Origin of the sequence: Desulfurobacterium indicum (assembly GCF_001968985.1) — a bacterium.
Taxonomy (GTDB): domain Bacteria; phylum Aquificota; class Aquificia; order Desulfurobacteriales; family Desulfurobacteriaceae; genus Desulfurobacterium_A; species Desulfurobacterium_A indicum.
Genome location: NZ_MOEN01000004.1, coordinates 37,012 through 50,568, shown reverse-complemented (window position 1 = coordinate 50,568; position 13,557 = coordinate 37,012). Strand labels below are relative to the sequence as shown.

Annotated in this window: 12 protein-coding genes and 1 pseudogene; 8 read left to right on the top strand and 5 right to left on the bottom strand. The window is 35.8% G+C overall.

Annotated features, from left to right (window positions below):
- Positions 1-49 precede the first annotated feature (49 nt).
- The 4 genes from BLW93_RS01855 to trpD all read left to right on the top strand — a co-directional run bounded on the left by BLW93_RS01855 (position 50) and on the right by trpD (position 3,574).
- Positions 50-586 (top strand): RusA family crossover junction endodeoxyribonuclease, encoded by a 537-nt coding sequence (locus BLW93_RS01855; RefSeq protein ID WP_076712415.1) that lies wholly within the window; start codon positions 50-52, stop codon positions 584-586.
- Positions 549-2,105 (top strand): FAD-dependent protein, encoded by a 1,557-nt coding sequence (locus tag BLW93_RS01850; protein ID WP_076712414.1) that lies wholly within the window; start codon positions 549-551, stop codon positions 2,103-2,105. The genes BLW93_RS01855 and BLW93_RS01850 overlap by 38 nt, the downstream gene beginning before the upstream one ends.
- An 89-nt stretch (positions 2,106-2,194) precedes the next feature.
- The gene (locus BLW93_RS09035) at positions 2,195-2,536 is read left to right on the top strand and encodes a DUF123 domain-containing protein (RefSeq protein WP_425429711.1); all 342 of its coding nucleotides are present in this window, start codon (positions 2,195-2,197) and stop codon (positions 2,534-2,536) included.
- Between the two features lie 3 nt (positions 2,537-2,539).
- Positions 2,540-3,574 (top strand): anthranilate phosphoribosyltransferase, encoded by a 1,035-nt coding sequence (gene trpD / locus BLW93_RS01840; RefSeq protein ID WP_076712413.1) that lies wholly within the window; start codon positions 2,540-2,542, stop codon positions 3,572-3,574.
- 16 nt (positions 3,575-3,590) lie between these two features.
- On the opposite strand, the gene BLW93_RS01835 is transcribed toward trpD, so the two are convergent.
- Complete coding sequence (locus tag BLW93_RS01835) at positions 3,591-3,965, bottom strand: toprim domain-containing protein (protein WP_076712412.1); 375 nt, start codon at positions 3,963-3,965, stop codon at positions 3,591-3,593.
- 61 nt (positions 3,966-4,026) lie between these two features.
- Between BLW93_RS01835 and BLW93_RS01830 the strand changes: the two genes are divergently transcribed.
- The 3 genes from BLW93_RS01830 (at position 4,027) to katG (ending at position 7,028) form a co-directional block, all read left to right on the top strand.
- The gene (locus tag BLW93_RS01830; protein WP_076712411.1) at positions 4,027-4,575 is read left to right on the top strand and encodes a hypothetical protein; all 549 of its coding nucleotides are present in this window, start codon (positions 4,027-4,029) and stop codon (positions 4,573-4,575) included.
- 75 nt (positions 4,576-4,650) lie between these two features.
- Entirely contained in the window at positions 4,651-4,812 is a 162-nt protein-coding gene (gene rd, locus BLW93_RS01825) for a rubredoxin (protein WP_076712410.1), read from the top strand.
- Between the two features lie 23 nt (positions 4,813-4,835).
- The gene (katG, locus tag BLW93_RS01820; RefSeq protein WP_076712409.1) at positions 4,836-7,028 is read left to right on the top strand and encodes a catalase/peroxidase HPI; all 2,193 of its coding nucleotides are present in this window, start codon (positions 4,836-4,838) and stop codon (positions 7,026-7,028) included.
- 26 nt (positions 7,029-7,054) lie between these two features.
- Here the strand turns inward: katG and BLW93_RS01815 are convergent.
- Positions 7,055-7,273 (bottom strand): annotated as a pseudogene (locus tag BLW93_RS01815) (M48 metallopeptidase family protein); the annotation flags it as partial.
- 426 nt (positions 7,274-7,699) lie between these two features.
- Here BLW93_RS01815 and BLW93_RS01810 point away from each other — a divergent pair.
- Positions 7,700-10,798 carry an AAA domain-containing protein gene (locus BLW93_RS01810; RefSeq protein ID WP_076712407.1) on the top strand — a complete coding sequence of 1,033 codons (3,099 nt, stop codon included), beginning with the start codon at positions 7,700-7,702 and terminating at the stop codon, positions 10,796-10,798.
- Between the two features lie 56 nt (positions 10,799-10,854).
- Here BLW93_RS01810 and BLW93_RS01805 read toward each other — a convergent pair whose 3' ends face one another.
- From BLW93_RS01805 to BLW93_RS01795, 3 genes are read right to left on the bottom strand one after another with little or no spacing between them, the layout of a single operon-like run.
- On the bottom strand, positions 10,855-11,778 hold the full coding sequence (locus BLW93_RS01805; protein ID WP_245791976.1) for a hypothetical protein: 924 nt from the start codon (positions 11,776-11,778) through the stop codon (positions 10,855-10,857).
- A gap of 42 nt (positions 11,779-11,820) precedes the next feature.
- Complete coding sequence (locus tag BLW93_RS01800; RefSeq protein WP_076712406.1) at positions 11,821-12,630, bottom strand: menaquinone biosynthetic enzyme MqnA/MqnD family protein; 810 nt, start codon at positions 12,628-12,630, stop codon at positions 11,821-11,823.
- The gene (locus tag BLW93_RS01795) at positions 12,623-13,555 is read right to left on the bottom strand and encodes a TIGR00269 family protein (RefSeq protein ID WP_076712405.1); all 933 of its coding nucleotides are present in this window, start codon (positions 13,553-13,555) and stop codon (positions 12,623-12,625) included. Before BLW93_RS01795 ends, BLW93_RS01800 begins: the two co-directional genes overlap by 8 nt.
- Positions 13,556-13,557: the final 2 nt, after the last annotated feature.

Genomic DNA, 13,557 nt, shown 5'->3' with positions numbered 1-13,557 from the left:
GTTACAATTTAGGAATAAATTATACCATTCGTTTTATTAAGCGAGGATTATGAAAAAATTTCGCTTTTATTTTGTCGGTAAGATTCCCAGTAAAGCAAACTATAAGAAGATTTCTCACAGAAGGGTTTATGGTGAGATGAAGCCTTTTATAATTAATAATCCTTCTGTGCTTTCGTCTCAGAGAGAGGCTGTTTTCCAGTTTCATATTCAGAAGCAGAAATTTGGTATGGAGCATTTCCCAATAGATAAGCCGGTAAAAGTCTCTTTTTCCTTTCTGCTTTCGGGACGTATAAAACAGAGGGACATTGATAATGCTGAAAAGTTCATAGGTGATGCTCTTGAGAAGGCAGAGATTCTTAAAAGAGATTCTCTTATATATGTTAAAGAGAATGTAGAGAAACGTTTGGGATTGAGAAGATTTGACGAAATTGTAATTATTGATATAGAGCTTCTTAAAGATGAAATAGTTCATCAGCTTGAGAGGGAGATAGAAGTGTTTGAAGATGGGCTTTTGAAATTTTTTGATGAGCTTAAAATAGAGGTGCCTTATGCTGATAGAGGGCGAGGTAAGAGTAAAAATAGATGAGAAATTAGAGGATAAGCTCAGAGAGAAAGAGTATCCTTTGCAATTTGCCATATTAAAGAAGTCTATTGATGCCAGAAAAAAACCTGAATTTGTCTATCGGTTGCTTTTTGATGTAGATGATGAAACGGCAAAAAAGTTAATTGCTTCAGGTTGCCGTGTTCATAAACCTGTTCCTGATATAGAAATTCCTTCTGTGTCTAAGTCGTTGAAGGTTGCTGTTGTTGGCTCCGGTCCTGCAGGTCTTTTTGCAGCATATACGCTGTCAGCCGGTGGTGTTGACGTTGTTGTTTTTGAAAGAGGGAAAAGAGTTGAGGAAAGAGAAGAAGATGTTCAAAGGTTCTGGATAGAGAGAATTCTTGATGAAAATTCTAACGTTCAGTTTGGAGAAGGTGGAGCTGGAACATTTTCTGATGGAAAATTGACTACCAGGGTGAAGGACAAAAAGAAACATTTTGTATATAGCCTTCTTGTGGAACATGGGGCTCCCAAAGAGGTTCTTTACGTTTCAAGGCCTCATATAGGGACTGATAGGTTGAAAAAGGTTATTCCTTCTATAAGGCAGTTTCTGGAAAATAATGGTATTGAGTTCCGGTTTTCTTCTCTTGTGGTGGATATGAAAACCAGCGGAAATAGGGTTACTTCTCTTGTTGTAAAGGATTTACTCGAAAATGAAATCTATGAAGAATCTTTTGATGTGGTTGTTTTTGCCGTGGGTAACAGTGCAAGAGATACTTTTGCAATGTTTAAAAATACTGGTGTGAAAATGGCTGCAAAACCTTTCGCAGTCGGTGTGAGGATTATTCATCCTCAAAGATTAATTAATAGGATGCAGTATGGGAAATATTATGAGAATCCCGCACTTCCTCCGGCAGAGTATTCCTTAACTGCCAGAGCGGGAAACAGGGGTGTTTTTTCGTTCTGTATGTGTCCGGGAGGGGTAGTTATCTGTTCTTCATCGGAGAGGGAAACGGTTGTTACCAATGGGATGAGTAACTTTGCCAGAGAAGGTGTTATGGCGAACAGTGCCATAGTTGTTCAGGTTTTTCCAGAAGATTTTGGTAATGATCCGTTTAAGGCTATTGACTTTCAAAGGAAGCTTGAAAAGACTGCTTTCGTTGCCGGTGGAGGTAATTATGCAATGCCGGCACAAAATCTTATGGATTTTCTGAAGAAAAAGGAAACACCCTTTAAAAAACTTCCTAAACACGGTTTTATCCCTGAGATTGCGTCAGCGCGAGTTGATTGTATTCTTCCAGGTTTTATTTATAAATCCCTCCGGAAGGCTTTTGGTTATTGGGAAAAGAGGTTGAAACGGTTTGTCAGTGAAGAGGCTACGGTTATAGGTGTTGAAACCAGAACATCATCTCCTTTGAGGATATTGAGGGATGAGCATTTTAAGTCCTTAACTTTTGAAAATTTATATCCAGCAGGGGAAGGAGCAGGCTATGCAGGAGGTATAACAAGTTCTGCAATTGATGGTATGAATGTTGCCCTTTCCATTCTGGAGGAATACTGTTGAATGTGAATTTTCCGGAAAGTAAAGGAACCTATATTCTCGTTTTTAGTCTGCAAAAAAGAAAGTTGATACATACCAGGAATAAGAGTTTTATGCTCTCTGAGGGCATTTACTCTTATGTTGGTTCTGCTTTTGGAGCAGGAGGGTTGAAAAGCCGGTTGAATAGACATTTAAAGAAGCGAAAGAAAAAGCACTGGCATCTTGATTATGTCTCAACTTTCCGTTCTTTTAAACCGCTCGTTGTTTATTGCTTTCCCGAAGAGCGAATTGAATGCTATATCGCGGATAAATTCGAGAAAGTTTTTGAAAGTGTTCCAGATTTTGGATGTTCGGATTGTTCCTGCAAATCTCATTTATTCCTTGTTAATTCTGTTTCGGAAGTTGATAAAATAATTTCCAATTTACCGTTTTTTTCTTTTAACCTTGGGGGGTGAGTTATGGAATACAGAAAAGTCCTGGAGAAAGTTATTGAAAGAGAAGATCTTTCTTATGATGAAACCAGAGAACTTTTCAGGAAGATTATGGATGGAGAATTTACTCCTGCTCAGATAGCTGGAATCCTAGTTGCTCTCAGGATGAAAGGGGAAACTACAGAAGAAATCGCAGGAGCAGCTTCCGCAATGCGAGAGAAGAGCAGAAAGGTTAATCTTCCTGACTCTCTTAAAGAGAAAATAGTGGATACATGTGGAACGGGTGGAGACCTGAAAGGAACTTTTAATGTTTCAACGACTGTTGCTTTTGTTCTTGCAGCCGGCGGTGTTCCTGTTGCAAAGCACGGGAACAGATCAGTTTCAAGTAAATGTGGAAGTGCCGATATACTTGAGGCTTTAGGTATTAGAATAGATCTTTCTCCTGAAGATGTCGGTAGATGTATAGAAGAAACAGGTTTTGGTTTCATGTTCGCTCCGGTTTTTCATCCAGCTATGGCGAACGTTATAAAACCGAGGAAAGAACTTGGCGTTAGAACGGTATTTAATATTTTAGGCCCTCTGACCAATCCGGCAGGAGCAAAAAGGCAACTTATGGGAATTTTTGACGGGGAGCTTTCTGAAAAAATAGCAGGTGTTCTTTCAAAGCTTGGAGTAAAAAAGGCCTGTATAGTTCACGGTTACGACGGTATGGATGAAATTACGATTTGTGAAAGGACAAAAGTAACAGAACTATCTAACGGAGATATTAAAAGTTATGTAATTGCACCGGAAGATTTTGGTTTTGAGAGAGCAAAGATTGAAGATATAGCAGCTGCAGATAGCCTTGAAGAAAATAAAAATATGATAGAGTCTATTTTAAAAGGTGAAGATAGGTCTGCCAGAAAAGACATGGTAGCAATTAATGCTGGATTTGGTTTTTATGTTGCCGGAAAGGTTGATACTCCGTCTGATGGAATTAAACTTTCCGTTGATTTGCTGGACAGTGGAAAACCTTTTGAAGTTTTGAGAAAGGTTATTGAATTTGGTAATAGTGTAGGTTAGTGGGGAGGCTCTTCCCCTATTTGAAAATTCTTTTTGGAATTTCTTCAACAAACTTAATTCCTGTTTTTCTAAGTTCTTCCCTGAAAGATGTGTCGATAGGGAGATTATATCTGGAAAATATTTTCTGTAATTTTTGAAAAATAATTTCTCCTTCCGGATCAAAATCTGTTATTAGAATTATTGATTGAGGTTTAATTTCGTCGCTGAGTATCTGGGCAAAATCATGAAATCCCTTTCCTTTAAGCGGATAAACTCTGTCTATTCCGAATTTTTTAAGGGCTATTTTATCCCTTTTTCCTTCGACTACTATTATTGTGTTTTCTGTTCGATTAATAAAGTTTTTGAGCTCCATCAGCCATAATTTCAGTTTTCTCTGCTTTTCTCTCTCCATATCCTACCATTCCGGTTTTGAAGTGATATCATTACAATAATTTATTCTTCGGAGAGATGCCATGTCAAATGTAAGAAAACTGTTATATTTCTTTTTGTTAATCGCTGTTTCTTCCTGTGGAACTGTTTCTGTGAAGAGTGTCAGTTTAGGTGTAAGTAAAGTGTCTAAAACTGAGATTAAGTCCACTCCTTTTGATTTAAGAGGTGATGCTGCTGTAGCGTTGATAGTTGCTATGAAAAAGAAAGATTTAACAGATGAAGTAGGTTATATAACAAGGTATGGAATATTTAATAGAGAAACATCTGATGGTTGCCAATTTGTATCTGTAATAAGAACAGAGTGGGGAAAAAAGGGTGCTTCTGTTATGAACTATAAAGTCTGTAAAGGAGAAATTAAGGAGAGTATATCTTCAACAAATGAGACAGTTCCTGATAGTTTAGTGCCTTTACTTTCTAAAACATACAAAGAATTAAAAAGTGGGAAAAAGGAAATAACATTAAAGAAAGGAGAATTTTTAATAGAAGGTAAAAGGAAAGAGAGTGTATGTAAACTTAAGGTTTTAGAAGGAATGAAGTTACTTTACTTTTCTACTTTTAAATGTTCTAAATAAATTGCTTGACAAAATTAGAAATTTTTTATACTTTAAATTGAGAACGTTAATCATTATCAATAAAGGAGGCTGAAAATGAAGAAGTATATCTGTTCTGTTTGTGGGTATGTCTATAACCCTGAAAAAGGTGATCCATCTAATGGTGTTTCTTCTAACACTCCATTTGAAGAGTTACCTGACAATTGGGTTTGTCCTGTTTGTGGGGCGCCTAAAAATGCTTTTGTTCCAGAAGATTAAAATTTTGCTATGAGGAGGCTTTTATGGGAAGACAATCGTTTAGGTTTTCAAAAGAAGATTTTAACTTTGTGAAAGAGGGTGGAAATATAATTGCAAAATGGTGGCCGGATAGATTAAATCTTAAAATTTTGCAGAAAAATAACCCTTATCTTGTTCCTTATGATTCCAATTTTAGCTATAAAGAAGAATTCTCAAAACTTGATTATTTTGCTCTTAAGGAAGATTTAAGAAAATTGATGAGAGAGTCTCAGGAATGGTGGCCTGCTGATTATGGTCACTACGGTCCATTCTTTATACGTCTTGCATGGCATAGTGCTGGAACTTATAGACTAATTGATGGAAAAGGTGGTGCAAGTGGAGGTAACCAAAGACTTGCTCCTGAGAATAGTTGGCCTGATAATGCTAATCTTGATAAAGCAAGAAGGTTACTGTGGCCAATAAAAAAGAAATACGGAAATAAAATTTCATGGGCTGATCTTTTTATTCTTGCTGGAAACGTTGCTCTTGAAGATATGGGTTTTAAAACTTTAGGCTTTGGTGCAGGAAGAGAAGATAACTGGGAAGCGGATATTGGAACCTATTGGGGGCCTGAAACAGAGTGGCTTGCAGATATGAGAAGAACAGAGGATAGAAAGATAAAAGGGCCACTTGCAGCAGTTCAGATGGGTTTAATTTATGTAAATCCTGAAGGGCCTGATGGAGAACCAAATGTTCTTGCTGCTGCACAAGATATAAGAGAAAGTTTTAGAAAAATGGGAATGACCGATGAGGAAACAGTAGCTCTTATAGCAGGAGGGCATACATTTGGAAAATGTCACGGTGCTGCGGATCCTTCTAAGTATCTTGGACCAGAGCCTGAAGCAGCACCTATTGAAGAACAAGGATTAGGTTGGAAGAATGGCTATAAGACTGGAAAAGGACCTGACACAATAACAAGTGGCCTTGAAGGTGCATGGACACCTACTCCTATTAAATGGGATAATAGTTTTTTAAGAGTCCTTTTCAAGTATGAATGGAATTTAGAAAAGAGTCCTGCAGGAGCTTGGCAGTGGGTTGCTATAAATCCTGATGAAGAAGATATGGTTCCTGATGCACATATAAAAGGAAAGAAGCATGCTCCTATAATGCTTACTACCGATTTAGCTTTAAAAATGGATCCAGAGTTTGCAAAAATTTCAAAAAGATTTCTTGAAAATCCTGAACTTTTAGAGGAAGCTTTTGCGAAAGCATGGTTTAAGTTAACACATAGAGACTTGGGTCCAAAGTCAAGATATCTTGGACCAGAAATTCCTGAAGAAGATTTTGTGTGGCAGGATCCTGTTCCTCCGATTGACTATCAATTGATAGATGAAGAGGATATTGAAAACTTAAAAAAAGAGATTTTAAGCTGTGGGTTGACTGTTTCAGAACTAATATATACAGCTTGGTCTTTAGCTTCTACATATAGAGATTCAGATAAAAGAGGTGGTATAAATGGTGGAAGGATTGCTTTTAAGCCGTTAATAGATTGGGAAATTCACTCAACATATGTTCCAGAAGTTATTGATACTTTAAAGAGGATAAGAGAAGAATTTAACTCTTCACAAGAAGGTAATAAGAAAGTTTCTCTTGCAGATTTAATTGTGCTTGGTGGTGTTGCAGCTCTTGAGAAATCAATTAAGGATGCAGGTTACAATATTAAAGTTCCTTTTAGGCCTGGAAGAAATGATACTACTCAAGAGATGATTGATACTATTGCGTATACTGTTATGGAGCCTGAAGCTGATGGATTTAGAAATTACCTAAAAGAAGGTAGTGATCTTGCAGAAGTAGAAGAGTATGTTTTGGTTGATAAGGCTTCTATGCTAAAGCTGACAGTTCCTGAAATGACTGTTTTGATAGGTGGTTTAAGAGTTCTTGGTGCTAATTATGGTGGAACTAATTATGGTGTCTTTACTGATAGAGTGGGTGTATTAACAAATGACTTTTTTGTTAATCTTCTTGACATGGGTATAGAGTGGAAACCTGATAAAATTAATGGAAGGGATATTTTTCGAGGGTACGATAGAAAAACAGGTGATGAGTTATATGTTGGAACAAGGGTGGATTTAATTTTTGGTTCAAATTCTGAACTTAGAGCTCAGGCAGAGTTTTATGCTCAAGATGATAACAGGGAAAAATTTGTAAAGGATTTTGTTAAGACTTGGACAAAAGTTATGGAGCTTGATCTGGTTTAAAAAGAAAGGGGAGAAGCCTCCCCTTTTTATAAATTAAGCTTATTTAGTTTATCTTTGGTAATTTTCCAGTTAGGCATATATTTATCAAGGATTGCCTTGAAGTTTTTGTTGTGGTGTCTTTCTATAAAGTGGGCAAGTTCGTGTAGTATTACATATTCAAGGCATTCTGTTGGTTTTTTGATAAGTTCTAAATTTAGCCATATTCGCTTTGCTTTTGGATTGCATGTTCCCCATCGTGTTTTCAAAAGTGTTAATGATTTTATGTAAGCCATTTAGGGGCATTTACTAAAGAACATTTCCTGAATCTCTTTTTTTGTCTTTCCATATTCTTTAAGGAACACTTCTCTTTCATCTATTATAATTGGCTCTAAGGTTTACTTTACCATACTCTTTAATAAGGTTTAGTAAAATCTTTTGCAGTTCCATTTTTCTCCTTTCGGAGTTGGTATTTGTGGAGTGTTCCCAATAGGTTACTTCATTCCTCCAGCTTATACAAAATATCGTACACTACCTGTAAATTTGCTGAAGAATATTTTTGGTACAATAAGAAAACATTAACTAGGTAGGGGAAAAATTAGGTAGGAAAAATGATGTAAAGATAAAAATCTTCTTGCTTAAAACTAAATTTAAGGATAAAAGTGGTGCAATATAAAGAGATTTTGAAATCATGGTTGGAATATTTAGAATTGGAAAAGTTACACAATTTAAAGATAAAAGCTGAAGGATTTGATGATTATAAAAGAGCAACCTTAAGCAGTGGAATAGGGATTGAAAGTAATAATAGAATAAAAGTTGAAGGCAATAAATTAACAATTTTTATACCAGATGAACTTAAGAAAACTTTAAACGAAGGAAGTCAGATTTATTTAGGTTTTCCTGTTCTGAAAAGAAAAAGAAATGGTGAAGAGACCTATTTACCGCTATTTATAATTAAGAAAGATGCTGATAAAGAGATAGAGAAAATAGAAATTGATACAGAATCATTTAGCGATTTTTTTGTTGCAAAACCGGTTTTGGTCAGAGCTCTCAATTTTGAACCACAGGAAATTGACGAATTAACTAAAAAACCTTTGTTAAGTTTGTTAAAAGATTTTCTTTCTCTGTCTGGAATGAGAACTTCAGATGCTGATACTTTTGAGGGAGTTTACAAAGAATTTAAAAATTGGTTAGGAGGAAAAATTAAAAAAAGTACGTATGAGCTAGCATCTTTTGATTTTGTAATTACCACCGATAAAACAAGAGACTTCGAATACTTCGAAGGGCAAAAGGTGGAAACGATATTAAAAGATTTGGTTAGCGATTTCCCTCAACCGAAGGAAAATTCAGCAGCACACAGATATTTTTTCGGAGAGCAAACCGTAGGTTTTGACAAATACAACGAACCGAGCTCCGTTCCTTGGTTTGGAACCTTTCATAAATTTGAGCTGAGCAGGGGTCAGGCTCTTTTACTTCAGAAGAAGGCAGAGGGAGAAAATCTGATAGCGGTTCAAGGTCCTCCGGGAACGGGAAAAACCACCGTTCTGATGGCGATTATAGCCTCAACCTTGGTGGAAAGGGCCATAAGCATAGTAAAAGATGAAAAAGATTTTTCCGCACTTATATTGGTAGCATCTACGGCAAATAAAGCTGTTGAAAACGCCGCCAGGGAGTTTGAACTGACACAAACGGATGGCAAGAAAGAAATACCAAAAGAATTTAAGGAAATTCCACTTTATGCGGAAGGATACGGTTTTTATTTCGTTGGTGGAAAAAAGAAAAACATACAAAAATCATTGGAGAGGGTTGAAAACCTGGCAGAGCGATTAAAAAAAGATCAATTTAACGGTGAGGAGTACGAAAATACCAAACGAGAGTTGTTAAAGCTCTATTCTTCACTAGATAAAACCGCGGAAACTTTAAAGTTTCTTATAGAAAAGATTGAAGAGATACGGAAGTTAGAGCAACACCTTGACGAAGTCGAAACAAGGCTAAATGAAATATCAAAACGCCCATCTGCTTTCTCCAATTTGGTCAATGAGGACTTAAAAGATTTGGAGGAAAATATTGAGAAAACAAGGAGGTGGCTTGAGGATCTCAATTCAATTGGATTTGATTTTAAAAATTTACCCTTACTAATGAATAAAGATTTCATAAAAAGTGTGATTGAATTGGAACAATATTTGCAAAAACGTAATATAGTTGACAGAATTATGGATCTCTTCCTAAAAAGAGAAAAGAAAGAGATCGAAAAGTTTTTGATTAAAAATCAAAAAGTGTTAAATGTCTTAGGTGTAAATTTTGAACTCGATGCCAAAAAGGCTCTTCAAAATCTTAAAAAGTTGAAAAATCTACATCTAGAGGCGAAACGTCTTTTAGAAGAAAAACCAGATGATATCTATTTAAATAATTTGCCGGTTATAGAACAGATCGTTGATTTACGACGGGAAAAGTTAGAACTTACCGAAAAACTGACAATTAAGAAAGACCAAATAGAGGAAACTTTAAAAGAAAAGGGATTAAACTTACAGTTAAATGCAAGTGAACTCATTAATGGTCAATTTAATGGTCAATTGGATTTTTTAAAACTTTGGAAGTTACTAACCGTTGAAACAAATAGAAAGCTCTTTGTCTTAGCCTCTAGGTTTTTATACCTTGAAGCATTAAGACAAAAAGAAGACATTCTAAAGGCCTTGGATGCTTTTAAATTACTGATGGGCAACAAAGACGACGTAAGCAAAGGTAGAGAAATAGTAAAAGATTTGGGAATAGAAAAATTTTACCGATATCTCTCTCTGGTTTATCCCGTGCACTTTTCCAGCCTTCATTCTGCGCCCTATATATTCGAAAAAGTTAAAGACCTTCTTAAAAAGGAGTTCTATAAACCTATACACATTCTTTATGTAGACGAGGCGGCAATGGCTTTACCACACTTGAGTTATCCATCTGTATACTTTTCCGAAAAGGTTATTTCGGTAGGCGATCCTTTACAATTGGAACCCGTGGTTGCGGTTCCCGAGGATGAGATTGAGCGTTTTCATAAAACCTTCTATAACGACAATATAGAATTCATAAATCGCTATTCACCGGCCAGAACGTCAACCTATCACCGAACTGCCCGCTGCGAAACCGGTGACTACGACGACTTTGGTGAAGCATGTTTTCTAGATGCACACCGCAGATGCCAGGAACCTATCGCTAAGCTCTTCAAGGTTGTAGCGGGTTACGAACGGCTGGAGATAGCGACTCCATCACTTAAAGGTAAGGATTTGGAAAGATTAAACAAAGTGGGCGGGAGTCATTTGGTTTTCGTAGATGTTCTCAAAGGGAAATCTACAGAAAAAAATACCAACTTAATTGAGGCAAAAGTGGTAAAGTGCTTGGTAGAAGAACTAATAAATACAGGATATTCCAATGATAAAATAATAGTAATAACACCGTTTGTAAAACAAGAAAAGTTACTTCAGAAAGAGTTAAAGGGGTTGTTGGAGTCCAAAAAGATAGGAACCGTTCATAAATTTCAGGGACAGGAAGCCCCGGTAGTTATAATGTCAACTGTGGTTCAGAAAAATGATAGTACAACTTTTATAGATGCTAAACCTAACCTACTTAATGTTGCCATTTCCAGGGCAAAGCATCTTTTTATTATGGTCGGTAACAGTAAGAGGCTAAAGGATACTAATTATTTTGGTAAAGCTTTAGAGTTCATTAGGGATAACGGTAGATTTATTCAGGTAGAAGGTGAATCAAAAATGAAAGGAATTTTTCTTATTGATAAAGATAAGGTTAATTAGTTTTTTATATTTCACAAGTTATTTGATTTGGAGCTGAATTCTGATGGATTTTTATTTTAAATCCTTGAAAGTAGTATGCCCATTAGCAGATTATACGTTGCAGGCATAAAGCTTTGTATGGAGATTAACATAAAAGTTACGTTTAAAGGGTATAATCCGTAATAGTATGGGAGAACATAAGCCCACCATGCTCTTAAGAATGTAAAAATAGCGTTGCCTAAAAACATTGTGCCGAGGATTTTTGTTGTTGGATAGTGTTTTGCAAGCATTATTTTAATAAGTCCATAAGCTACAGGTGGACTTATTGCAGCAGTTGCAACATAAGTTGCTTCAAGGTCATCAAGTCCTATCCACTTTAACACAGGAGACATTACAGTTAGCATTTTTGCCATTATTCCTTTACTGATTAAATAAATTATAAAAATGAATAAAGGAGAGAACTTTACTATAAACTTAAGGCTCTCTTTAATGCCATTTATCACTCCTTTTTTTAGAGTTTGAAAATTGAATATAATATTAACTTTTTCTATCTTTTCATCAGAATGTTTTGTGTTTTTGTAAAGTCTTTTTCCTATTATAAGAACTGCAATTAAGATAATTGTGTCAAAAGCAAGTCTTAAAAGGCCGTAATAAACTGCAAGATAACCTATTAAAGGAATTAAAACAGGGAAGTAGTATCTATAGAGGAATGTTATTCTCATTGGAAAGTTTGATGCAGCTGCTGCAATATAGATATCTTTTGGTTTTATTTTTCCTTTTTTTAATAACTCGGAAGCGTGGAGGTGAGCTGCCCTTGGACTTACAAGATATAATACAGGTATTGGTGATAAAAGAGGATGAATCCCAAGTTTGGAAAATTTTACCGTTTTGAGACCGAGCCAGTTTATAAAACCTGTTTCTACACTTATGGCTGCTATCAGATAACCAAATGTAATTGAAGAGATAATCATAAGGTAGAGCTTGAAAAAGTCTATGTGCATGTGTTTCTCCGTAGATAGTTGTTAAAGGAAAATATAGGAGTTTCACATAGAAAGTAGAAATTTTTCTACCTTTATGTCAAAACCTAATAACTGTGCGAACTTGTTGATGGCTTTTTTATGAAGGTTTGTAAAATCGTAATTTAGACATTTAAAATATTCCATACACTCTTTTTCCGTTAGTCCGACCCTGGGAGCGTATCTTGCTGCTATTTTTTTTAAGTGATTTAGCCCATATTTTTTAGATTCTAAAAATTTATTGTAGATTTTTTTTACGGATAAAGGCTGGTTTTCAACAGTTTGGCGCCTTACCGCCCACACTGCAAAAACGAAAGGAAGATCGTATATGTTTTTCCACTCTTCTCCGAGATCGTATATAAAACGGAAATTTTTGTCTTTTAAGAATTTAAACGCATCATCACCGATTGCGAGAACTGCCGTTGCACTTTTTGGAAGATTACCTTCTTTCATGCTGTAATAGTAGTAGTTGGGTTCTACCCCATATCTGTTTTTAAGGAGATATTCGATGAGAGCTCTTGATGTCATTGAGCTTTTTGTAAGCCATACATCTTTCCTGTGAAGTTGATGAATCGGAAGTTTTGAAAAGAAGAGAACACTTTTAACCTCTCCAAAAGAAGATATAGAGAAATTGGGAAATAGGAAGTACTTTTCACTGTTTGTTATGAATTCGTAAGAAGATATGGGACTTATGTCTATTTTTCCTTCCCTTAAAAGTTCGTTTAACGCAGATGGGACTGCTTCTTTAAATTGGTATTCGAAGGGAATGACACCGTCGATGAATCCAAAATATACAGGAAGAACATTTATATACTCAATTTTCCCCACTTTAAGCATCTACACCTCTTATTTTTTCAAGAATTCTACAAACAGAGCAGATATCTGCGGTTGTTGGCATTCCGCATATTTTGCAAGGTGTGAGGTCGTATTCTTCTTTTGTTTCTTTTTCAAATATCGGTTTTGCTTTTTTCAAAAACTCTTTGTAAAACCTCAGTTTTGTTCCTGGCATTTTATGTTCAAGATATGCGAGAGCCTGCTTATATGCGGGAGATGTTGCCATTTTTGCATTTGGACATCCGGTTTCCATAAAGTCTATTCCTTTTAAAATTGCATAACTTACTATTTCTTTTTCTGTTAAAAAGCAGAATGGTTTTACTTTTCTTGCAAATCCTTCCCTTTCGTGTAAAACAGGATACTGTCTGCCGAGATATCCGATTTCCCATCTTATCGTGTTTGAAAGAAGAACGGCGGACTCATCATCGAGGTTATGTCCTGTTGCTATTGCGTATAGGTTTTCTTTGAGTGCCACTTTATTCATGATATATCTTTTAAATGTTCCGCATATGGAGCAGATATCTTTTCTTCCTGAAAGTTTTGCTATCTCTTCTATGGTATGTTCAAATTCTTTCTTTAAATCAAAAACAATGAGAGGTTTGTTTATTTTTTCTGCAAGTTTTTGGCATAGGTTAAGAGACTTTTTTGAGTAATCTTCTGTATCTATTCCAAGGGATATGTGAATGCCTACAGTTTCGAATCCAGCTTCTGTTAATAGCTGCCACAAGGATAAACTGTCTTTACCGCCGGAAACAGCGACACCTATTTTTTCATTTTTCTTGAACATAGAGAAGTGTTTTATGGTCTTAAGTGTTTGCTTTTGAAACCATTCTAGAAAATGCTTTTTACATAGTGCTAATCTGTGATGTCGTATGAAAATAACTGCCTTCTCTCTTTTTCCTTTCGCTTTGCAGATTTTACATAACATTA